The following is a 19686-nucleotide window of genomic DNA, read 5'->3' as shown; positions in this document are numbered from 1 at the left end:
CGTCGGCCCGCGCGGGCGGCCACGCACAGGAGACGCACCGGCCCCGGGCGGATAACAGAAACCGGGGCGGTGCGTCTCTCGCCGTACTCGGGGTCAGGCGCCCGGGGTCCACCCGCCGAGCCAGTCCGCGACCTCCTGGTCGGCGGCCTGGGCGTCCGTCAGCTGCGGACGGTCACCGCTCGCGCTGCCGGAGCCCGCGCCGGTGTTCTTGTACTCGGCGAAGCGGTCGTCCTTCCAGGAGAAGCCGCCCATGTCGGACCAGGGCGTGGACTTGATCGCGGCGCTCAGGGTGGAGTTGCGGACCGTGGTCTGCGGGTCGACGGTGGTGTCGCCGCCGGGGTGCCAGTTGCGGCCGAGGAAGAAGCTCGCGGCGGACACGTCACCGTTGACGGTCGAGCGGTTGATCAGGATGCCCTTGCGGTTCGCGGGCGTGCTGGGGGCGGTGATGTACCCGGCGGAGGTGCCGTTCCAGCGCTTTTTCAGGGTGATGACCGACTTGTCGACGACCACGGTGGCCCGGCCGAAGACGAAGTCGACGTTGCCCGTGATGTAGGAGTTGGTGACGTAGACCCGGCCGAGCTTGTCCTTGGCGGCGGTCTCCATCTCCAGGGTGTCCTGGTCGCCGTTGACGATGACGCCGTCGAGGACGATCCGGTCGGCCTGGGTGAGGAGCGCGACGGCCTGGTGCCCGTTGAGGGACTGGTTCGCGGCCTCGTCGAAGTCGTTGGTGACGGTCAGGTTGCGGACCTGGGAGTCGTCGGACTGGATGGACACGGTGGCGCTGCCGGGGGTGCCGTAGGTGCCGGAGCCGTCCGGCTTCTGCATCCCTGCGGCGTTGCCGTACACGATCGTGGTGTCCTTGCGGCTGCCGCCCGAGCCCTGGATGGTGACGTGCGGCTTGTTGGACGGGACCTTGACGACCTCGCGGTACGTGCCCGGCGCGACCGAGATCACCACCCGCGAGGCGTTGTTCGCGGGAACGGCGTCGACGGCCTTCTGCACACTGCTGAACTGGCCGCTGCCGTCCTTGGCGACGGTGAGCGTGGTGGCCGCGGCGGCCTTGGTCGTCGCCGTCGTGCCGATGGAACTCCGGGGGCCCGCACCGGACTTCAGGAGGGCGGGCACGTCGGCGGCCTTGTCCAGGGTGTAGCCGTAGTACGTCTTCGGGTCGAAGGCCGTGCCGCCGCTCTCGTTGCGGCCCGAGGTGCCGGAGAAGACGTTGCCGCGCTGCACCAGGGCGGCCGTGGCGTCCTTGGTGACGGGGTTCCGCATGCCCTGGAAGTAGCTGTTCTCCAGGACCATCTTGGTGTTGCCGCGCGCGTAGTTGCCGTACGAGGAGGTGATGTCCGTCCCCGAGACGTCCTCCAGGAAGTTGTTGTACAGGTGCGCGTGCGCCACGTTGTCGGTGGACGGGTTGCGCTGCTCGGTCTCGCGGAACCAGTTGTGGTGGATCGTCAGGTCGGCGGTGGTGTTGGTGGTCCAGCCGATGCCGAAGGTCTTGTTGTTCTGGCTCAGCTTGTTCCAGGACACCGTGACGTATGTGGTGTCCTTGCGGCTGTCGATCAGGCCGTCGGCCATGTGCCGCAGATCGTTGTGGTCGATCCAGACGTGGTGGGCGCCGTCCATCTGGATCGCGTCGAAGTCGTGGTCCTTGTCGTTCCAGGTGCCCTGGTAGGAGTCCCGGATCGTCAGATTGCGGATGATGACGTTGTGCACGCCGGAGCCGAGGAAGAAGCCGCCGCCCACGATGTGGCCCGAGGTGCCGGAGCCGACGATCGTCTTGTCGGAGGCGACCTTGATCTCCTTGCCCACCGGGTTCATGTCGATGGTCCCGGCCACGACGATGACGTAGGGCTCGGCGGCGGTCGCGTACTTCTCCAGGTCGGCCAGGGTCCGCACGGTGACCGTCTTCCCGTCCCGGCCGCCGTAGGTCCCGTTCTGGCCCAGCGCGTTCACCGAGGCGAAGCCGTCGGCGGTCTCGGCGGCCCAGGCGGTGGTGGCCGCCGCCGCGCGGGGCTGCGCGGCCTCGCCGAAGACACCGAAGACGGTGCCGTAGGCCATGGTCCCGGCGGCGGCCAGGGCCAGGGGGACACCGGCCACGAGCGCCGTCTTCCTTCTGCGGTGGCGGGCCTTGCCGTGGTTGTCGCTCACGCGTCGCTTCCGTTCCGTCCGGGGGAGGGTCGTCAGCCGAGCAGTCGCCGCCGGACGGAGAGAGGTTGCCGTCGTGCGGTGCCAATTTCGGTCAGCTGAACGGAACTTCCGACCGGAAGGCACTATGGCCGATAACGACCCCTCGCTTTGGGGATGGAACGGTCCAGTCCGCTCGGTGTGGGCCGGCGGCGGTCGTTGACACGTGTGCGCAGGTCAGATCGGGGCTGTCACATCAGTACATCGATTTCGTTGTTCACTTGACTACCGGGCGTCACACGCGATTGGCTCCGCCCAGCGAAAGTCAGCCAGTCGCCGCACGTCATCGCGGTGATGGCGGCGATCCCACTCTCCCCTGACGTTCCACCCCGGTCGCACAGCGAGGTGCCGCGCTCCCATGAACCCACCCCCCGCGTCCCACAGGATCTCCGCGGTGTTCCGTGCCGCGGCACTCGCCGCGGCGCTCTGTCTGACCGTCGCCGGCTGCTCGGCGTTCGGTGGATCGGACGCCGATTCGGACAAGGGCGCCTCGGGATCCCCGGGCGGAATGAAGATCGCGGTGATCACCCACAGCGCCGAGGGGGACGCCTTCTGGGACCTGGTCCGCAAGGGCGCGGAGGTCGCCGCGGCCAAGGACGGTGTCGAGCTGACCTTCGTCAGCGACCCCGACCCCGCCGGGCAGGCGAAGCTGGTGCGTGACGCGATCGCCGACAAGGTCGACGGCATCGCGGTGACCCTCGCCAAGCCGCAGGCGATGCGCGGCGCGGTCACCCAGGCCCGCGCCGCCGGGATACCCGTCGTGGGCCTCAACTCCGGTATCGACGCCTGGCAGGCGCAGGGCCTGCTGGCCTTCTACGGCCAGGACGAGAGCGTCGCCGGCCGCGCCCTCGGCGACGAACTCGACGGCCGCGCCGCCAAGCACGCCCTGTGCGTCATCCACGAGCGCGGCAACGTCGCCATGGAGGCCCGCTGCGCGGGTGTGCGCAAGAGCTTCACCGGGCAGACCGAGAACCTCTACGTCGACGGCACCGACATCGACTCGGTGACCGACGCCATCGCCGCGAGGCTCCGTCAGGACCCCACCATCGACGAGGTCGTCACCCTCGGCGCCCAGTTCGCGCTCGCCGCCGTGGACTCGGTGGACGACGTGAACAGCAAGGCCCAGGTCGCCACCTTCGACCTCAACAAGGACCTGGTCGAGGCGGTGAAGGACGGCGACGTCCAGTTCGCCGTCGATCAGCAGCCCTACCTCCAGGGCTATCTCGCGGTCGACGGGCTCTGGCTCTACGAGACCAACGGCAACATCAGCGGCGGCGGTGTCGAGCCGGTGCTCACCGGCCCCGCGTTCGTCACCAAGAAGAACATCGCCGGAATCGCCGAGTTCGCGGCGGACGGGACCCGTTGACACCGGCAAACGGAACCTTCCGTTCGGACATGACCGCGCACCCGAACCCAAGCATCCGGAACGGTCGTGTAACGGCGACCCCAAACTTCCGGCCACCCCTGCGACGTGCGTTCACTTGTGCGGATAACATCCTGCGCATCCCCTGTGCGCCGTACTGACAGGTGTCCACCCACCATCCCCGGACCCTGTCGCCCCCGCTCCCGCTCCCTTCCGCTCCCCGCCAACCGCCCAAGGACGACGATGCCCTCACGGACCGGCGCCCGGCGCCGTCTCGGCTCCATACGTCTCTCGCTGATCCTCCTGGCTCTGATCCCCAGCGTCACGCTGGCCGCGAGCTGGGGTGTGACGACGACCCAGATGTTCTCGGAGGGCCTGCGGCTGCGGACGCAGACCGGACTGAGCAAGTCCACCGGCGCGATGGGCACCGACGCGGCCCTCGCCCTGCAGCGTGAGCGCGCCCTGTCAGCCGCCTACATGGGGGCCCCGGGCAGCTCCAGGGCCGCCTTGGAACAGCAGCGCCGGGAGACCGACCGGGCGGTCGCCAAACTCGACCGTCGCGCGGACGAGATCGAGGACGCCCCCGCCCGCATCGGTGATCAGCTGTACGCGGTCATGGGCGCGTCGAACAGCCTGGAGTACTACCGCGACCAGGTGGACAACCCCACCGACATCACGCCCGAGCAGATCCTGGACCACTACAGCTCGATCATCGACGGCCAGATCCACGCGTTCCAGGCGCTCTCCCAGGTCGACGACGGCGACCTCACCTCGCAGGCCGGTCCGCTCGTCACCCTCGCGCAGGCCGCGGAACTGGTGTCCCAGGAAGACGCGATCCTCACCCTCAACTGGCCCTCGGGCCGGTTCGACGAGCCGACCCGGGAGCGCTTCGCCCAGGTGCTCAGCGCCCGCCGCTGGCTCGTCGACAACCAGCTCGTTCCCTCGCTGGACGGCGAGGTGAAGATCCACGTCGAGCGGATCGTCCAGGGCGCGGACTGGCAGCGGCTCCAGGCCGTGGAGGATCAGGTCCTCGCGGCCCGCACCACGGGCACCGGGGACGCGCGGAAGACCCAACTGCCGGACGCCCAGGCCCGCTGGGACGCCTCGATGGCGAAGCTGTCCGTCGAGTACGAGCAGCTGATCCGCGCGCAGACCAAGGCCCTGCTGGACCGCAGCGGCCAGGAGGCACGCGGGCTGCTGATCACGGCCGGTTCGCTGAGCGCCGGCGGTCTCGCCGCGCTGCTGGTGTGCGTCGTGATGTCCTGGCGCATCACCCGCTCCCTGTCCCGGCGCCTCACCGGCCTGCGCACGGCCACCCTCGGCCTCGCCGAGCACCGGCTGCCCGACGTCGTCGCCCGCCTCGACCGGGGCGAGAAGGTCGACGTGGACGAGGCCGCGGCACCGCTCGACTACGGCACCGACGAACTCGGCCAGGTCGCCAAGGCGTTCAACGCCGCCCAGCGCACCGCCGTGCACACCGCCGTGGAACTCGCCGACACCCGGCGCGGATTCCAGCGTGTCATCCTCGGCATCGCGCGGCAGAGCCAGAACCTGGTCAACCTCCAGCTCACCAAGCTCGACCAGCTGGAGCGCCAGCACCAGGACCCGGAGATCCTCAAGGGCCTGTACGAACTGGACTCCACCGCCAGCCAGTTGCGCCGCTACGAGGAGAACCTGGTCATCATCAGCGGCGAGCGCCCAGGCCGCAGCTGGACCGAACCGGTCGCCCTGATCGACATCCTGCGCAGCGCCGTCGGCGAGGTCGCCCAGTACCAGCGGGTGGAGGTGCACGCCGACGACGAGGTGTGGATCGCCCCGCCTGCCGTGGCCGACGTCATCCACCTCCTCGCCGAACTCATCGACAACGCCACCTCGTACTCGCCCGCGCCCAGCCCGGTGAGCGTCCGCGCCGCGATCGTCGCCAAGGGACTCGCCCTCGAAGTGGAGGACCGCGGGCTCGGCATGTCCGAGGAGGACTACGCCGCGTTCAACGCCCAGCTGGCGGTGCCTCCGCAGTTCGACGTGGTCGCGCTCGCCGACGACCTCCGGCTCGGCATGTTCGTCATCGCCCGGCTCGCCACCCGGCACGGCATCACCGTCACGCTGCGCGCCTCGCCGTACGGCGGGACGACCGCGATCGTGCTGATTCCGGACGAGATCGTGGTGCGCGAGGCTCCCGTTCCCGACGAGGACGAGGGCACCGATCCGGTCGAGCCGCCGTCCCGTACCTCGCTGGTGGCCGCTCGGGTCGCCGCCGCCACGGCGGAGCCGCAGACCGATGCCGTACGGCAGGACGTGGACGGCGCGGCCCAGGACGGCGCGGTCCAGGACGGCGCGGCGGAGGAACGGTCCGCCGGGCACGCGCGTGCGGCCGACACCGTCGAGGACGCGAACGGGGCACGGCCCGCACCCGTCGAGGAGCCCCGAGCGGGGGAGCCCCGAGCGGGGGAGACCCGAGGCGGGAAGTCGCGGGCCGGGAAGAAGGGCGGCGGCCCGATGCCGTTGCCCCGCCGGATCCCGCAGACCAGTCTGGCGGCGGAGCTGAAGGAGGAGGCGGAGCCCTGCCCGGACGGCGACGCCGACGACTTCACCGCCGAGCGGGCCGCCTCCTCGCTCGCCGGGTTCCAGCGCGGAACGCTCCAGGCACGTGACGACGCGGAACCCGATCTCGCACCAGGGGAGGACACCGCATCCGAAGACCCAGGAGACAGAGTCCCCGCCTCCGGCACCTGACGCCCCCACGACTCCCTCCCCCGCAGACCGCTCATTGAAGGACACACAGATGACACGCCCCATCCCCGCCACCCACAGCCAGCTCGACCAGCTGCTCACCGGACTGGTGGACCGGGTCGCCGAGGTCGACCACGCCGTCGTTCTCTCCGAGGACGGACTGGTCGTCAGCAAGTCCACCGCGTTCCTGCGCGACGACGCCGAGCGGCTGGCGGCGACCGCGTCCGGCCTGATGAGCCTCAGCAAGGGCGTCAGCATGGACTTCCGCGGCGGGCCCGTCCGCCAGCTGCTCATCGAGATGGGCAACGCCTTCCTGATCCTCACCAACGCCGGACCCGGCGCCAACCTCGCCGTGCTGACCCGGCAGGGCGCCGACGTCGGCGTCGTCGCGTACCAGATGAACATGCTGGTGAAGAAGATCGGCGAGCACCTCAGCGCGGCCCCACGCGCCGGTGTCGTCGCGGCCGACAGCGGCGAGTGAGGTGAACGGAGGCGACGCGGCGGGCAGGCTGGTTCGCCCGTTCACCCTGACGGGCGGCCGCACCCGGCCCGCCCGTGGCGACTTCACCCTCATCACCATGGTGACGGCCGTGGACCCGCAGCCGGCCGGGGGCACCCGGCCGCAGCCGGAGCACGCGCGGATCGTCAGGCTGTGCGCGAAGCCGATCGTGGTGGCGGAGCTGGCCAGCAAGCTCGACCTCCCGGTCAGCGTGGTCGCCATCATGCTCTGCGACCTGCTGGAAGCGGGCAGGATCAGCGTCCGCCAGCCACGCCTGATCGCCCGCGCCCCCGACCTGGACCTGCTGAAGAAAGTGAGGGACGGCCTTGGCCGGCTCTGACCACACCGCACAGGGCACTCCGGCACCCGACACGGTGAAGATCCTCATCGCCGGCGGATTCGGCGTCGGGAAGACGACCATGGTCGGGTCGGTCAGTGAGATCGTCCCGCTGCGCACGGAGGAACCCCTCACCACCGCCGGGCTGGGGGTCGACGACCTCGACGGCATCCCCGAGAAGAACGCCACCACGGTGGCCCTCGACTTCGGCCGCATCAGCATCGGCCAGGACCTCGTGCTCTATCTGTTCGGCACGCCCGGGCAGCAGCGGTTCTGGTTCATGTGGAACGACCTCGCGATCGGCGCCCTCGGCGCGGTCGTGCTCGTCGACGTACGCCGCCCCGAGTCCAGCTTCGCCGCCATCGACTTCTTCGAACGCCGCAAGATCCCCTTCGTCATCGGCGTCAACGGCTTCCACGGCGAACACCCCTACGAGCCCGACGACATCCGCGACTCCCTGGCCCTCCCCGAGAACACCCCCGTGATCCTCTTCGACGCCCGCGAACGCACCTCGTCCCGCGACGTCCTGATCGCCCTCCTGGACCAACTGATCGCGGCGTCGGCGCACTGACGGCTACGGACGGACCTCCTCGCGTACCAGGCCCGCCACGTGGTCCGTGATCGTGTCGAGGGTGTTCGTCCAGGCCGCGTCGTCGCCCAGGACCAGGAAGTTCAGGGTGAGGCCGTCGGTCATGGCGGCGAGGTAGCGGGCCAGGACCGGGACGGGGACGGACAGTTCGAATCGCATGGACAGCCTCAGCTGTTCGATCAGCTCGGCGTAGGTGTCCTGGTACATCTCGTACTGCCGGCGCGCCAGATGCTCGAAGCCCGGCTCGCGCAGGGCGTACTGGGTGAGCTCGTAGGTCAGCATGTGTTCGCCCGGGTGGGCGGCGACATGGTCCCAGTAGGCCTGGAACCCGGCCCGCACGGTCTCCCTGAGCGTGTCCCGGGGCCGGATCGCCTCCCGGACCAGCGTGACGTAGTGCCCGGTGATGGTGGTGATGACGGACTCGATCAGTTCCTGCTTCGACTCGAAGCAGTAGTGGAAGACGCTCAGTGACACGCCCGCCTCGGCCGCGATGGACCGGGTCGTCGTCCTGGGGACGCCGTCCCGGGTCATCGCGCGGATCGCGGCCTCGGTGAGCTGTCTGCGCCGCTCGGCCGACGGCAGGCGTGCCATATGAGCCCCTCTTTCCCCCGTGAAGTGCGGTCAGCCGCTGTAGACGCCGACCTCGTAGAGGGAGTAACCCCAGTCCGTGCCGCGGTCGGTCCCCAGCATGCGAACATATCTGGCCGACACCGCGGAGAACGAGGCCGTGTCCAGGCCGCCGTCACCGGAGGTCGTGGACCACACGGTCTTCCAGGTCGAGCCGTCCGTGGAGACGTCGACCTGGTACGCCTTGCCGTAGGCCCGCTCCCAGTCGAGGGTGACCTTCTTGATGACGCGCGAGGAACCGAGGTCCAGCTTCAGCCACTGGCTGTCGCTCCAGTCGCTCGCCCAGCGGGTGCCGCCGTCGCCGTCCACCGCCCGACCGGGCTGGTAGCTGGTGACGGGGTTCGACTCGGACGAACTGGCCGTCGCCGTCGCGCCCTTGGCGAGGTTCACGCCCGCCTGGTGGGCCTCGGAGGCACCCCAGGTCCCGAGGTACGACTCGGCGCCCTTGAAGAGGTCGTCCACCACGCCCTGTCCGCCGACGAGCCGGATGTCCTCGATCCAGTCCGGGACCATGCCCACATGGGCGGCACCGTCGGTGTTGTAGTCGAAGGTGCGCTGGCCCGTGGTCTGCTTGTCGATCGTCGAGCCGCCGTCGGCGCTCTTGAAGGGGTACTTCACCGGGTTCGAGGTGTTCGCGCCGCGCGGGGCGGGGTGATCGCCGATGCCGTTGAAGTCGGTGCCGAAGCCGTAGCCCACGTCGTACTTGGTCCGCAGCGCGTCCGTACGCTTCGCCTCCGCGCTGAACTCCTCGGAGCCGTGCATGTACTGGGCGACGAAACCGCCGAGGGAGTAGACGCGCTCCGTCCAGTTGAGGTCCATCCAGCTGTGCGAGGACAGCACGCCCGGGTAGGACGCGGCCTCGAACATGTCCAGCACCTGGCCGGTGGCCTTGACGCTCATGTGGTCGATCTCGAGCATCATCTTGCGCTTCATCATGCCCTGCACGGCGTACTCACCGAGATCGGTCAGCCCCCGCACGTTGCACTGCGCGTCCGCGTCGTACTCCGGCACCTCGGTGCCCGCCGGCAGGTCCTGCTCGGCCTCCGTCGACGCCCCGCCGATCGGGTTGTCCTTCTGCGGGCCCTTGCACTTCTCCGTCTGCCAGAACGTGCCGGTCGACAGGAACTGCCCGACGTTGATGGCCGTGCCGAGACCGTGCTCGTCGAAGCGGACGCCGCACAGCGCGTTGTCGAACTTGTGGCACAGGAACATGCTGCGCACACCCAGGTCGTACAGCTCGTCGAGACCCTTGTCGATGTCCTCCTTGCTGCACTGCGCGATGTCGAGGATCTGCTTGCAGCCGAACGGCTCGGACGTCTCCACGCCCAGGACGACGGCGAGCTTGCCCTGCTTGATGACCTCACGGGCCTGCGCGCTGTCGGTGACGATCCGGAACCAGCCCTTGCCGGTGCCGCCGTACTGCGCGTCGATGTACGCCTGGAGGTCGTACGTCAGCTTCGCCTGGAGCCGGATCGAGGTCATCTCGTCGCAGCTGCGGTCCTTGAACGGGTAGATCGAGCAGATCATCCCGTTGGTGACCAGGTCGTTGACGAGCACCCGCTGACCACCGCGCCAGGCGCGCTCGATCCAGGCGTAGTAGTTGGCCTGGTGGGTCATCGAGTCGTACGCCGGCCAGTCCTTGAAGGTCGGCCAGCCGACCGGGTCGTGCTTGCCGTCGCCGCCGTGGGTGATGTAGTCGAAGATCGCGAGAGAGCCGTCCGGGTAGTGCTCGGGACAGTCCTTCAGCGCGTCCGCGACACCGGACGTCGAGAACACCTTGCCGCAGATGAGCCGGCCGCCGAACGCCTCGTTGGAGAACAGGTGGTTGTGCGCGTCGACGAACCCGCGCACGTCACCCGCCGAGTCGGTCCCCTTGAACGGCTCGCCCGTCACGTTGATCTGGGAGTCGGGCGACGGCCGTGAGGTGGGCAGCCACCATTCGCCGGTGGCGGCCGAACTCGACGACGGGCTGAGCAGCATGCCCATCGTGGTCAGGAACAGCGCCAGCACCATGAGAGGTCTGCGTCTGCGGTGGGCGCGTGGAGTCCTGGTCATACTCACGTCCTCGGTCGGGGGGTGCGCGGTCGATCGGCCAGACCGTTGGGGGACGCGTTGAACACCCACGACGCCATAGCCCGATTGTCATGGCTGGCACAAGCGATGTGACGAGAATCGCTACTGGGGTGACCCGAGTCAATAGTCCGGGACGGTTGACCTGATGGCGCCTTCGACCCCACGACGGAGTGACGCTTCGTCAAACTGCCGGTGGGGGGCGTGGGTCGGGGGCCTCGGTCGGCGGAGTCGGTCGGCCGCGTCGGTCGGCGGTGTACGAAGGCGCGTGCCTGCTCCCGGACTACGAAAGTGTGCGCACCGACTGACGGATCACCAGCTGTGTGCTCAGCACCACGTGGTCGTCGCCGCCCAGGCGCTCCTCGCGCTCCAGCGCCAACCGGACCGCCGTGCGCCCCAGATCCTCGTACGGCACCCGCACCGTGGTCAGCGCGGGGGAGAGGTCGGCGGCGAACGGGACGTCGTCGAAGCCGATCAGGGAGACGTCGCCCGGCACGTCGAGCCCGGCCTCGCGCAGCGCGGCGAGCGCGCCCGTGGCCACCATGTCGGTGCCCGCGAAGACCGCCGTGAAGTCGAGGCCGGCCGCCAGCGCCTCCCGGGTGCGCTGGTACCCCGAGACCCGGGTGTACGGGCCCGGCAGCTCCAACTCCTCGGCGTGCTCGACGCCGTGGGCGCGCAGGGCGTGCAGGAAGCCGTCCCTGCGCTGGTCGGCGGTGCTGAGCCCGGGGTCGCCGCCCAGGAAGAGGACGCGCCGGTGCCCGGCGGTCAGCAGATGGTCGGTGGCCTGGAAGGCGCCGCCCCGGTTGTCGTACTGCACCACCGTGACCGGCAGGGTGCCGGGCAGCGGGGGGCGGCCCACCAGCACCAGGCGGGAGCCCGCCGCGTCCAGCGCCGTCGCGTACTCGGCCATCCGCCGCCGGTACGCCTCGTCCTGCCGGGCGCCGCCGACGAGGACGACCGCCGCCGCGTGCTGCTCGCGCATCAGCTGCACCAGGTCGTCCTCGCGGGCCGAGTCGTCGTGCGTGGCGCACACCAGGCTCAGCCGGCCCCGGTCGGCGGCCGCCTGCTCCACCCCGGCCGCGACATGGGCGAGGGAGGGGCCGGTGATGTCCTTGATGACCAGGGCCACCGGCCCGGCGACGCGGCCGGAGAGGGCCTTGGCGTGCACGTTCACCACGTAGTGCAGTGACTCGACCGCGGCCATGACCCGGGCCCGGGTCTCGGTGGACACCGGGTAGTTCCCGGCGAGCGTGCGGGAAACGGTTGCTACGGAGACCCCGGCCCGCGCGGCGACGTCCCGAATCGTGCTGGGCCGCTCGCCGCCCGAGGCGCTGCTCCGTCGACGCCTGCCACCACCGGGTTCGGTGCTGCTTCGGCGACCGTTTTCGTTGACCGTCACGGTTCGACGTTACTGCATTGGGGGTTGATGACGGCGGGTGGTTGCGGAACTGGGGTGGTGGGGGAGGGTAAGCGTTTACTCTCCTCGGCCGGGAGCTTCTTGGTCGGGAACTCTGATCGGTGCGGTGGTGCGGTGGTGCGGTGGTGCGGTGGTGAGAGTCAGGGCTGCGCGTCGCCGGCCGGGACTGTGGCGGGTGTGGCGCCGGTGAGGTCGGCCGTGGTGAGGCCGGTGGCGGGGCCGGGGACGGCGGGGAGCGGGGCCGGGGTGCGGCGGCGGCCGGCGAGGCGGCAGCCGAGGCAGTCGACGTGGCCGCCGCGCGCGGAGCGGTCGCGGACCCGGAGGCTCCACTGGTCGCGGGGGCGGGGGCCGGGCGGCTTGCCCCAGCCGGCGAGGTGCAGGACCCAGGTGACGACGAGTGCCGCGACCGAGACGACGGCGCCGAGGGCGAACCCCGGGGTCCAGCCGCAGACGCCCAGGCCGAGGGCCGTCGAGCCCAGGGTGCCGATGGCGGTGCCGGTCCAGCCGGCGACGGTGTGTCCTTCGTCGTAGAGACTCATGGTGTCCGCTCCCCTCGCGCCGGGGCGCGTCACGGCATGCCGCGGCCACGCCCACGGCGTCGTAAGATGTCTTAGCAAGTAAGGAATTTAGCCTGCCCCGGAGGCAATTTCAATGGAGGCCGAGCGCCGCCCCACCGTCCCTGAGGCGATCAGTGCCATGGACGGCCTGATCGCGACGATGATCGTCGGCCAACAGGGGTTCGCCCGGGATCTCGGGCTGAGCGTCACCGATCTCGTCTGCTTCGCGTACGTCCTGGAGGCCGGGGACGCGCCGGTCACCGCCGGTGATCTGGCCACGCGCGCCCATGTCACCACCGGAGCGGTGACGGGTGTCCTCAACCGGCTGGAGCGTGGCGGCTTCGTGACCCGGCAGCCCGACCCGGCCGACCGGCGCCGGGTCCGGGTGGTCGCGGTCCCCGACGCGGCGGAGCGGGTGATGGCGATCTTCGGCCCGTTCTACACCCGTCTCGCCGAACTCTTCGCCCGCTACTCGCCCGACGAACTGGCCCTGCTCGTCGACTGGTTCACGAGCGCGGGCGAACTGGCGCGGCGGTATCTGGACGAGTCCAGATGACTTCCCCGGTCCGATCCGGTCCGATCCGGTCCGGTCGGGTCGGGTCGGTCCCGGCCGTTCCGCTTCGTTCCGCTTCGTTCCGCTTCGTGTGGCTGAGTAATGGCCTTGCTGTGCCGCCGCGCGGCCAGCGATGCTGAGCCGGTGCCAGGGCAGGGGAAGAGGAGACGTCGGCAGCAGGACGCGAGGCGGCAGGCTGCTGCTCGCACTGCTCCGGATACGGGGAGCTGGCAAGTGCTTTTCGAGACGCAGGACGAGGCGGAATGGCGTGCTCACCTCCGTGACCTGCGCGCGGGGGAGGAGAGGGTCGACTGGGCGAGGACCAGGATCGACACGCTCTGCGGGCGGCTGATGCAGCCGACCACCTACCGGTTGAGCCTGTTCGTCCCGGATCCCGCGCGCGATCCCCGCCGGGACCACCCCGATCATTGATCGGACGACGTCATGAGTCCCGCGTCAGCGGATCATCGCCCCGCGCGCCAGTGCTCGAAGCGTGGTTCGGGGGTGAACTCCATGCTGTACGAGGGGAGTTGGTCGGTGAGGAGTCTGTGCAGGAACTCGACCATGCCGCAGGGGACGACCTCGCAGGTCTTCGTGCCATGACGCGCGAAGAGCAGGACGGGCCACTTGTCGGGGTCCGGATCGATGGTCAGCCAGCACAGAATGTCGGCGTGCGAGGTGTTGCCCCAGGCGAGGATGTGCTCCGGGTCCAGGTCGAGATCCTCCTGGTCGGCGCCCTCCTCCTCCCAGGTCAGACGGGCGTTTCCCGTCTCGTCCTCGAAGTCGTCCGGGGAGTGCTCGTAGGCTCCGGTGGGAAACGGCCCGAGGATTCCGAGCTCGCCGATCTCCTCCTCGGAGCCGATGCCGCCGACGCCGTACACGGCCATGAAGTCCATGTAGTCCCGGGGGAACCTGGTCCCCCATCTTGCCTCGGCGGCCGTCCAGTCGATGTTTTCGCCCGCACCGGGAGGCGGAGGCAGCAGCTGCCGCAGCGCGGTCGTCCCCGTCGGTTCCGCCATGTCGTTCCCGCCCCCCACTAGGTCTGCGCGAGTCTACGGCTCGGCGTGGAAAGCGGCTGCGGCGGGCTGGTGCCCGGTCGCCCGGAGTGGGCGCGGGCGTAGGCGTGGCTGTGGGCCGTTCTCCGCTCGACGGCGGCCCGAGCAACCGAGCGCACGCTGCGTGTCCGCACAGCCGCATCAGCGGACAGGTGGGTCCGGGCCCCGGCCGCCCACCGGTCGGCGGATCAATGCGCACCCGGCGCCGGCGCACCCGCTCTAGGCTCGGCCCATGGCAGAGATCAGCTACCGGGCGGACGACGGCTGCGCCCTGCACGCCACCGTCGTCGGAGAAGGCCAGGCCGTCGTCCTCATGCATGCCGGCGGCCCCGACCACAGAAGCATGCTTCCCCTGGCCGAGCGCCTCGCCGACCGCTGCATGGTCGTCCTGCCCGACCTGCGGGGCTACGGCCGTTCGGTCTGCAGGGACCCGGCCCGCCACACCTGGGCCCAGTACACCGAGGACGTGATCCGGTTCCTCGACCACTTGGGCCTCCCCGACGCCGTACTCGCCGGTGCGGGCCTGGGTTCCACGATCGCGCTCCGGGCGGCGGCCGCCTACCCGGACCGGGTACGAGCCGCCGTGCTGATCGGCGTCGAGGACATCGAGGACGACGAGTCGAAGGAAGCCGAGATCCGCTTCCTCGACGCGTTCGCCGCCCGGGTCGCGGCCGACGGCATCGAGGCCGGCTGGGAGCCCATCCTCGTCGATTTCCCGCCGGTCGTCGGGGCCATGGTGCGCGACGCCATACCCCGGTCCGACCCCGCCAGCATCGTGGCCGCGGCCGCAATCGGCCACGACCGCTCGTTCCGGAGCGTCGACGAACTCGCCGCGATCACCGTGCCGACCCTCGTCTTCCCCGGCACCGACCCTCGTCATCCCACGGCTCTCGCCGAAGAGGCCGCCGACATCCTTCCCGACGGTCGATTGGCCAAGGTGCACATCGGGAGCGATCTCCACACCGCCGAGGATCTCGCCCGCGCCGTCAGTCCCGCGATCGACGCATTCCTCCGTTCGCTCGTTCGAAGCGACCGTCACTCCTGAGACCGGTCGAGCTCCGACCGGGCGGACCTCCCCTCATGACAGCGGTGCCGTCGAGCCTCGGATCACCACCTTGCAGGGGAGGGTCTCCACCCCGATGCGGGGTGTGCCGGCGATCGCGGCGAAGAGGGCGTGGGCGGCTACGCGGCCGACCTGTTCGAGGTTCATGTCGACGCTGGTCAGCGGCGGTCGTGAACCGGCGGTCATGATCTGCCAGTTGTCGAAGCCCATGACCGCGATGTCCTCGGGGACCCGGTGGCCGCGTTCGCGCAGGACGTCCATGACGCCGCGGGCGATCTGGTCGCTGCCGCAGAGGACGGCGTCGATGTCGGGGTGCCGGTCCAGGAGCATCGCGGTGGCGGCCCGGCCCCAGCCCTCCGACCACGCGCCGAACCGTGGTTCACCGATGAGGGAGAGCCCGGCGTCGGCGAGCGCGGCCCGTGCCCCCTCGGCCCGGTCCCGCGCGGCGAGGTAGCCCGGGTCGCCGGTGATGTGGGCGATCCGGGTGCGGCCGCAGGCGAGGAGGTGCTCCACGGCGATACGGCCGGCGCCGACGTTGTCCGGGACGACGGAGAAGTCCGTCGGGTCCTCGGAGGGGGCGTAGGCGTGGACGACGGGGACGGGAACCTCGCGGCCCAGCGAGGGACGGGGGTCGGTGCGGCTGCCGACCACGATGAGGCCGTCCACGCGGCGGCCCAACAGCGCCCGCAGATGGTGCTGTTCGCGGATCGCGTCGCCCCGCGCGTCGCACAGGAAGACCGCGACCTCGCCCGCGCCGAAGGCGTCCTCGGCACCCATCAGGATCGGTATGCCGAATCTGCCCTCCAGGTCGCTGGTCAGCAGCCCCACGGTGCCGGTGCGCCCGGCGAGCAGACCGCGCGCCACCTGGTTGGGGCGGAACGACAGCCGCTCGGCGGCCTCGACGACCCGTTGCCTGGTCTCCGCGCGGACCTGGCTGCGGCCGTTGAGCGCCTTGGACGCCGTGGCGATCGAGACGCCCGCCAGCCGGGCGACGTCGCCCAGCGTGGCGGGCTGCGAACGCGAGGGGCCGGTGGCCTGTGCCATGGGTGATCTCCTGTCTCGCCACGCGTGTCGACCTCGCCGAGGATGACACGCCCCACCCGGAACCTTACGGGAAACGTTTCGGTCCGGATGCCCGCATGGCTTTCGTGCGCCGTCGACAACCGCTCTCTGCAAGGGGATTGACGGGTCATCAGGTGCCGCCTAGCGTCTCAGAAAGCCTTTTCGGTTTCTTTCGTCGCCGTCACCCGGTTCAGCGCCACCGCACTGTGACACCACTGTGTGACACCACTTTGTGACAAGGGGGATCGAACATGGGGAGCACCGTCGGACCGCGTGGCCGCGCGGGGCGTCTCGCCACCGGGGCCGTCGCACTGCTCGCCGCCGCGAGCCTGGTCACCGCCTGCGGGTCGGGCGACGGCGACTCAGGTGGAGGCGGTGGAGGCGGCGGGGCAGCCGACGCCACCGGCGTCGACGACGGCGCCACCCTCACGATGTGGACGCGCGCCGCGACCCGCCCGCAGAGCGAGGCCCTGGTGAAGGCCTACAACGCCAGCCACAAGAACAAGGTCGAGCTGACCGTCGTCCCCACCGACGACTACCAGGCGAAGGTCGGCGCCGCCGCCGGCTCCCGCGACCTGCCCGACCTGTTCGCCTCCGACGTGGTCTTCGTCCCCAACTACACCTCCAGCGGCCTCTTCGCCGACCTCACCGAACGCATCGACGCCCTGCCCTTCGCCGAGCACCTGGCGCAGTCGCACATCAAGGCGGGCACGTACGAGGACAAGAAGTACGTGGTGCCGCACACCCTCGACCTGTCGGTGCTCTTCTACAACAAGGACCTCTACCGCAAGGCGAAACTCGACCCGGAGAAGCCGCCGGCCACGCTGACCGAGTGGGACGAGCAGGCGCGCGCCGTGGACAAGCTCGGCGGAGACGTCAACGGCACCTTCTTCGGCGGCAACTGCGGCGGCTGCGGTGTCTTCACCTGGTGGCCGTCCATCTGGGCGGCCGGTGAGGAGGTCCTGAGCGAGGACGGCACCGAGGCGCTCCTCGCCTCCGCCACCGCCAAGAAGGTCTACGACACCTACCGGGGCTGGGTCGACGACGACATCGTGGCGCCCGGCGCGAAGGACGAGACCGGCACGACCTGGACCGGGATCTTCCCCAAGGGCAAGGTGGGAGTCATGCCCATGCCGTCGACCACGCTCGGGCTGATGCCCAAGGACCTCGACGTCGGGGTCGCCCCCATCCCCGGTCCCGACGGCGGCAAGGCCACCTTCGTCGGCGGCGACGCCATCGGGGTCTCCGCGACCAGCGAGAAGGCCGACCAGGCCTGGAACTTCCTCGCCTGGACCCTCGGCGACAAGGCGCAGGTCGACGTGGTCGCCGCCCACAAGGACGTCGTGGCCCGCAGCGACCTGGCGTCCAACAAGCACTCCGCCGCCGACCCCCGGCTCGTCACCATCAACGAACTCGTCGCCGACGGCCACACCCCGTACGCGCTGAAGTTCGGCCAGACCTTCAACGACCCCAACGGGCCCTGGCTGACGCTGATGCGCGGCGCCGTCTTCGGCGACGGCACGTCCGTGCACAAGGACAACGAGGCCGTCAACGCTTCGCTGGCCGACTGAGGACGATCGATCCGGTGGGCGCGGCTCGCACAGCGGGGGCCGTGCCCGTGAAGGCGGCGGATCGAGGAGGGCGCGTCCGTGAAGGTGGCCGACCGATGAGGGGCATTCCCGTGAGCGTGGGACAGAGGAGGGGTGTGCCCGTGAGCGTGGCGGACCGAGGAGGGGTGTGCCCGTGACCGTGGCGGACCGAGGAGGGGTGTGCCCGTGAAGGTGGCCGAGTCCGTGTCCGCCGGGTACCGGTCCCGGCCGGAGGAGCAGGGGCGAACGGTTCGGGCGCCGGTGCCGCGGTGGCGGTCACGCCGGGCCAAGGGGCTCGCCTACGCGGCTCCCACGGCCGTGTTCGTCGCGGTCTTCTTCGTCCTGCCGCTCCTGCTCGTCGGACAGATGTCGCTCAGCGACTGGCCCCTGCTCGCCGGGGACCGAGGCGTCAACGCCCCCGGGAACTACACCGACGTCACCGACACCGCCCTGTTCTGGCCCGCCGTCCGCTTCACCCTGCTCTACACGGTGATCGTCACGGTGATCCTGCTGGGCCTCGCTCTCCTGCTCGCCCTGCTGGTGCAGGAGTCCCGCCCCGGCGCCGGTTTCTTCCGCACCGTCTACTTCCTGCCCGGCGCCCTGGGCCTGGCCTCCGCCTCGCTGCTCTTCTGGGGCCTCTACAGCCCGACCACCGGCCCGCTCGGCGGCATCCCCGAGACGCTCGGACTCGCCGACGAGCCCGTGTCGTTCCTCGGGTCACCGACCTCCGCACTGCTGTCGACGGTGTTCCTCGTGGTCTGGAAGTTCGCCGGCTTCTACATGCTGATCCTGCTCGTGGGCCTCCAGCGCATCCCCCACGAGGTGTACGAGGCGGCCCGGATGGACGGCGCGAGCCGCGCCCAGATCTTCCGCGCCGTCACCCTGCCGCTGCTGCGGCCGTCGCTCGCCCTGTCGCTCCTGCTCTGCGTGACCGGATCGCTGCTCGCGTTCGACCAGTTCTTCGTCCTCACCAAGGGCGGACCGGACAACAGCACCGTCACCGTCGTGCAGTTGATCTACCGCGAGGCCTTCCAGCGGATGAACCTCGGGACGGCCGCGGCCCTCTCGATCCTCGTCCTGGCCGCGCTGCTGCTGCTCAACGTCCTCCAGTTCCGCGGCCTGCGCCGCGCCGACGAGTCATGAGAGGGGACAAAGCCGTGCTCGCCCGCGCTCTCGGCCGGACACCGCACTACGTCGTCGCCGGCGGCCTCGCCGTCATCTTCCTCTTTCCGCTGCTGTGGAACACCTGGGCGTCCGTCAGCCCCCAGCCCGGCACCGCACAGGAATCCGGCCACGGCCTCGGCAACTACCGGACCCTGCTGGAGTACGACGCGGGACTGTGGCAGTACCTGCTGAACAGCACCGTCGTCTCCGCGCTGACCGTCGGCCTCACCCTCGGCGTCTCCCTGCTCGGCGGCTACGCCTTCGCCCGCTTCGACTTCCCCGGCAAGAACCTGCTGTTCCTGCTGACCCTCGCCATCCTCATGGTCCCGTACGCCACCCTGCTCATCCCGCTCTACGTGCTGCTCGGCAGGCTGCACCTGCAGAATTCGCTGATCGGGCTGAGTCTCGTCCTCGCCATGTTCCAACTGCCGTTCGCCACCTTCATGATGCGGATCTCCTTCGAGGCGGTCCCGCGTGAACTGGAGGAGTCGGCGCTCGTCGACGGCTGCGGCACGGCGGGCGCGCTGCGCCGGGTGCTCCTCCCGGCGGTACGGCCGGGGCTGATCACCGTGGGCCTCTTCGCGTTCCTCTCCGCCTGGAACGACTTCATCGCACCCCTGATCCTCATCTCCGACAGCGAGAAGGCGCCCCTGCCGCTGGCCGTCGCCAATCTGCGGCAGCAGAGCATGGGCGCCGTCGACTACGGCGCGACCGAGGCGGGCGTGGTGGTGCTCGCCGTGCCCTGCCTGCTCCTCTTCCTGCTCCTGCAACGGCACTACATCAGGGGCTTCATGTCGGGCGCGCTCAAGGGCTGACCCGCGCGC

At 70.3% G+C, this 19686-nt stretch carries 18 protein-coding genes; 11 read left to right on the top strand and 7 right to left on the bottom strand.

Features of this window, described 5'->3' with window-relative positions:
* Nucleotides 1-93: 93 nt before the first annotated feature.
* Nucleotides 94-2151: a pectinesterase family protein gene (locus L3078_RS07050; RefSeq protein ID WP_239752109.1), complete on the bottom strand. Its 2058-nt coding sequence runs from the start codon at nt 2149-2151 to the stop codon at nt 94-96.
* Nucleotides 2152-2545: 394 nt separating this feature from the next.
* Here L3078_RS07050 and L3078_RS07045 point away from each other — a divergent pair, with 394 nt between their 5' ends.
* From L3078_RS07045 to L3078_RS07025, 5 genes are all read left to right on the top strand, one after another.
* On the top strand, nt 2546-3553 hold the full coding sequence (locus L3078_RS07045) for a substrate-binding domain-containing protein (protein ID WP_239752106.1): 1008 nt from the start codon (nt 2546-2548) through the stop codon (nt 3551-3553).
* 240 nt (nt 3554-3793) lie between these two features.
* A complete protein-coding gene (locus L3078_RS07040; protein ID WP_239752104.1) occupies nt 3794-6283 on the top strand; it encodes a sensor histidine kinase in 2490 nt (829 codons plus the stop codon).
* Between the two features lie 49 nt (nt 6284-6332).
* Complete coding sequence (locus L3078_RS07035; RefSeq protein WP_020114533.1) at nt 6333-6761, top strand: roadblock/LC7 domain-containing protein; 429 nt, start codon at nt 6333-6335, stop codon at nt 6759-6761.
* A gap of 1 nt (nt 6762) precedes the next feature.
* Nucleotides 6763-7119 (top strand): DUF742 domain-containing protein, encoded by a 357-nt coding sequence (locus L3078_RS07030; protein ID WP_239752096.1) that lies wholly within the window; start codon nt 6763-6765, stop codon nt 7117-7119.
* Nucleotides 7106-7687 (top strand): GTP-binding protein, encoded by a 582-nt coding sequence (locus L3078_RS07025; protein WP_239752093.1) that lies wholly within the window; start codon nt 7106-7108, stop codon nt 7685-7687. The genes L3078_RS07030 and L3078_RS07025 overlap by 14 nt, the downstream gene beginning before the upstream one ends.
* Nucleotides 7688-7690: 3 nt before the next feature.
* Here the strand turns inward: L3078_RS07025 and L3078_RS07020 are convergent, their stop codons facing one another.
* From L3078_RS07020 to L3078_RS07005, 4 genes are all read right to left on the bottom strand, one after another.
* Nucleotides 7691-8296: a TetR/AcrR family transcriptional regulator gene (locus L3078_RS07020; RefSeq protein WP_239752091.1), complete on the bottom strand. Its 606-nt coding sequence runs from the start codon at nt 8294-8296 to the stop codon at nt 7691-7693.
* Nucleotides 8297-8326: 30 nt separating this feature from the next.
* Entirely contained in the window at nt 8327-10387 is a 2061-nt protein-coding gene (locus L3078_RS07015; RefSeq protein WP_239752088.1) for a galactose-binding domain-containing protein, read from the bottom strand.
* 298 nt (nt 10388-10685) lie between these two features.
* Nucleotides 10686-11801, bottom strand: a complete 1116-nt coding sequence (locus L3078_RS07010) for a LacI family DNA-binding transcriptional regulator (RefSeq protein WP_239752086.1) — start codon at nt 11799-11801, stop codon at nt 10686-10688.
* A gap of 158 nt (nt 11802-11959) precedes the next feature.
* Nucleotides 11960-12358, bottom strand: coding sequence for an HGxxPAAW family protein (locus L3078_RS07005; RefSeq protein WP_239752084.1), 399 nt, complete (start codon nt 12356-12358; stop codon nt 11960-11962).
* A 112-nt stretch (nt 12359-12470) separates the two neighbouring features.
* Here L3078_RS07005 and L3078_RS07000 point away from each other — a divergent pair, with 112 nt between their 5' ends.
* Nucleotides 12471-12932, top strand: coding sequence for a MarR family winged helix-turn-helix transcriptional regulator (locus L3078_RS07000; protein ID WP_239752082.1), 462 nt, complete (start codon nt 12471-12473; stop codon nt 12930-12932).
* A 231-nt stretch (nt 12933-13163) separates the two neighbouring features.
* Nucleotides 13164-13361, top strand: a complete 198-nt coding sequence (locus L3078_RS06995; protein WP_239752081.1) for a hypothetical protein — start codon at nt 13164-13166, stop codon at nt 13359-13361.
* A 32-nt stretch (nt 13362-13393) separates the two neighbouring features.
* On the opposite strand, the gene L3078_RS06990 is transcribed toward L3078_RS06995, so the two are convergent.
* On the bottom strand, nt 13394-13948 hold the full coding sequence (locus L3078_RS06990) for an SMI1/KNR4 family protein (RefSeq protein ID WP_239752080.1): 555 nt from the start codon (nt 13946-13948) through the stop codon (nt 13394-13396).
* 268 nt (nt 13949-14216) lie between these two features.
* Between L3078_RS06990 and L3078_RS06985 the strand changes: the two genes are divergently transcribed.
* The gene (locus L3078_RS06985; protein ID WP_239752078.1) at nt 14217-15029 is read left to right on the top strand and encodes an alpha/beta fold hydrolase; all 813 of its coding nucleotides are present in this window, start codon (nt 14217-14219) and stop codon (nt 15027-15029) included.
* 33 nt (nt 15030-15062) lie between these two features.
* On the opposite strand, the gene L3078_RS06980 is transcribed toward L3078_RS06985, so the two are convergent.
* The gene (locus tag L3078_RS06980; RefSeq protein WP_239752076.1) at nt 15063-16091 is read right to left on the bottom strand and encodes a LacI family DNA-binding transcriptional regulator; all 1029 of its coding nucleotides are present in this window, start codon (nt 16089-16091) and stop codon (nt 15063-15065) included.
* Between the two features lie 269 nt (nt 16092-16360).
* Between L3078_RS06980 and L3078_RS06975 the strand changes: the two genes are divergently transcribed.
* The 3 genes from L3078_RS06975 to L3078_RS06965 all read left to right on the top strand — a co-directional run bounded on the left by L3078_RS06975 (nt 16361) and on the right by L3078_RS06965 (nt 19677).
* Nucleotides 16361-17680 carry an ABC transporter substrate-binding protein gene (locus tag L3078_RS06975; protein ID WP_239752074.1) on the top strand — a complete coding sequence of 440 codons (1320 nt, stop codon included), beginning with the start codon at nt 16361-16363 and terminating at the stop codon, nt 17678-17680.
* 222 nt (nt 17681-17902) lie between these two features.
* Complete coding sequence (locus L3078_RS06970; RefSeq protein ID WP_338059565.1) at nt 17903-18841, top strand: carbohydrate ABC transporter permease; 939 nt, start codon at nt 17903-17905, stop codon at nt 18839-18841.
* Nucleotides 18842-18855: 14 nt separating this feature from the next.
* A complete protein-coding gene (locus L3078_RS06965) occupies nt 18856-19677 on the top strand; it encodes a carbohydrate ABC transporter permease (RefSeq protein ID WP_338059564.1) in 822 nt (273 codons plus the stop codon).
* The last annotated feature ends 9 nt before the right edge of the window (nt 19678-19686 follow it).

Origin of the sequence: Streptomyces deccanensis (assembly GCF_022385335.1) — a bacterium.
Lineage (GTDB): Bacteria > Actinomycetota > Actinomycetes > Streptomycetales > Streptomycetaceae > Streptomyces > Streptomyces deccanensis.
The sequence above is the reverse complement of the archived record's forward strand: the minus strand, read 5'-3'. Positions and strand labels throughout refer to the sequence as shown.

What these genes read in the sequence shown, in the direction of transcription:
- L3078_RS07000 (WP_239752082.1), top strand. Translation starts at nt 12,471, where the DNA reads ATGGAGGCCGAGCGCCGCCCCACCGTCCCTGAGGCGATCAGTGCCATG.
- L3078_RS07035 (WP_020114533.1), top strand. Translation starts at nt 6,333, where the DNA reads ATGACACGCCCCATCCCCGCCACCCACAGCCAGCTCGACCAGCTGCTC.
- L3078_RS06975 (WP_239752074.1), top strand. Translation starts at nt 16,361, where the DNA reads ATGGGGAGCACCGTCGGACCGCGTGGCCGCGCGGGGCGTCTCGCCACC.
- L3078_RS06990 (WP_239752080.1), bottom strand. Translation starts at nt 13,948, where the DNA reads ATGGCGGAACCGACGGGGACGACCGCGCTGCGGCAGCTGCTGCCTCCG.
- L3078_RS07015 (WP_239752088.1), bottom strand. Translation starts at nt 10,387, where the DNA reads ATGACCAGGACTCCACGCGCCCACCGCAGACGCAGACCTCTCATGGTG.
- L3078_RS07045 (WP_239752106.1), top strand. Translation starts at nt 2,546, where the DNA reads ATGAACCCACCCCCCGCGTCCCACAGGATCTCCGCGGTGTTCCGTGCC.
- L3078_RS07020 (WP_239752091.1), bottom strand. Translation starts at nt 8,296, where the DNA reads ATGGCACGCCTGCCGTCGGCCGAGCGGCGCAGACAGCTCACCGAGGCC.
- L3078_RS06985 (WP_239752078.1), top strand. Translation starts at nt 14,217, where the DNA reads ATGGCAGAGATCAGCTACCGGGCGGACGACGGCTGCGCCCTGCACGCC.
- L3078_RS07005 (WP_239752084.1), bottom strand. Translation starts at nt 12,358, where the DNA reads ATGAGTCTCTACGACGAAGGACACACCGTCGCCGGCTGGACCGGCACC.
- L3078_RS07040 (WP_239752104.1), top strand. Translation starts at nt 3,794, where the DNA reads ATGCCCTCACGGACCGGCGCCCGGCGCCGTCTCGGCTCCATACGTCTC.
- L3078_RS06980 (WP_239752076.1), bottom strand. Translation starts at nt 16,091, where the DNA reads ATGGCACAGGCCACCGGCCCCTCGCGTTCGCAGCCCGCCACGCTGGGC.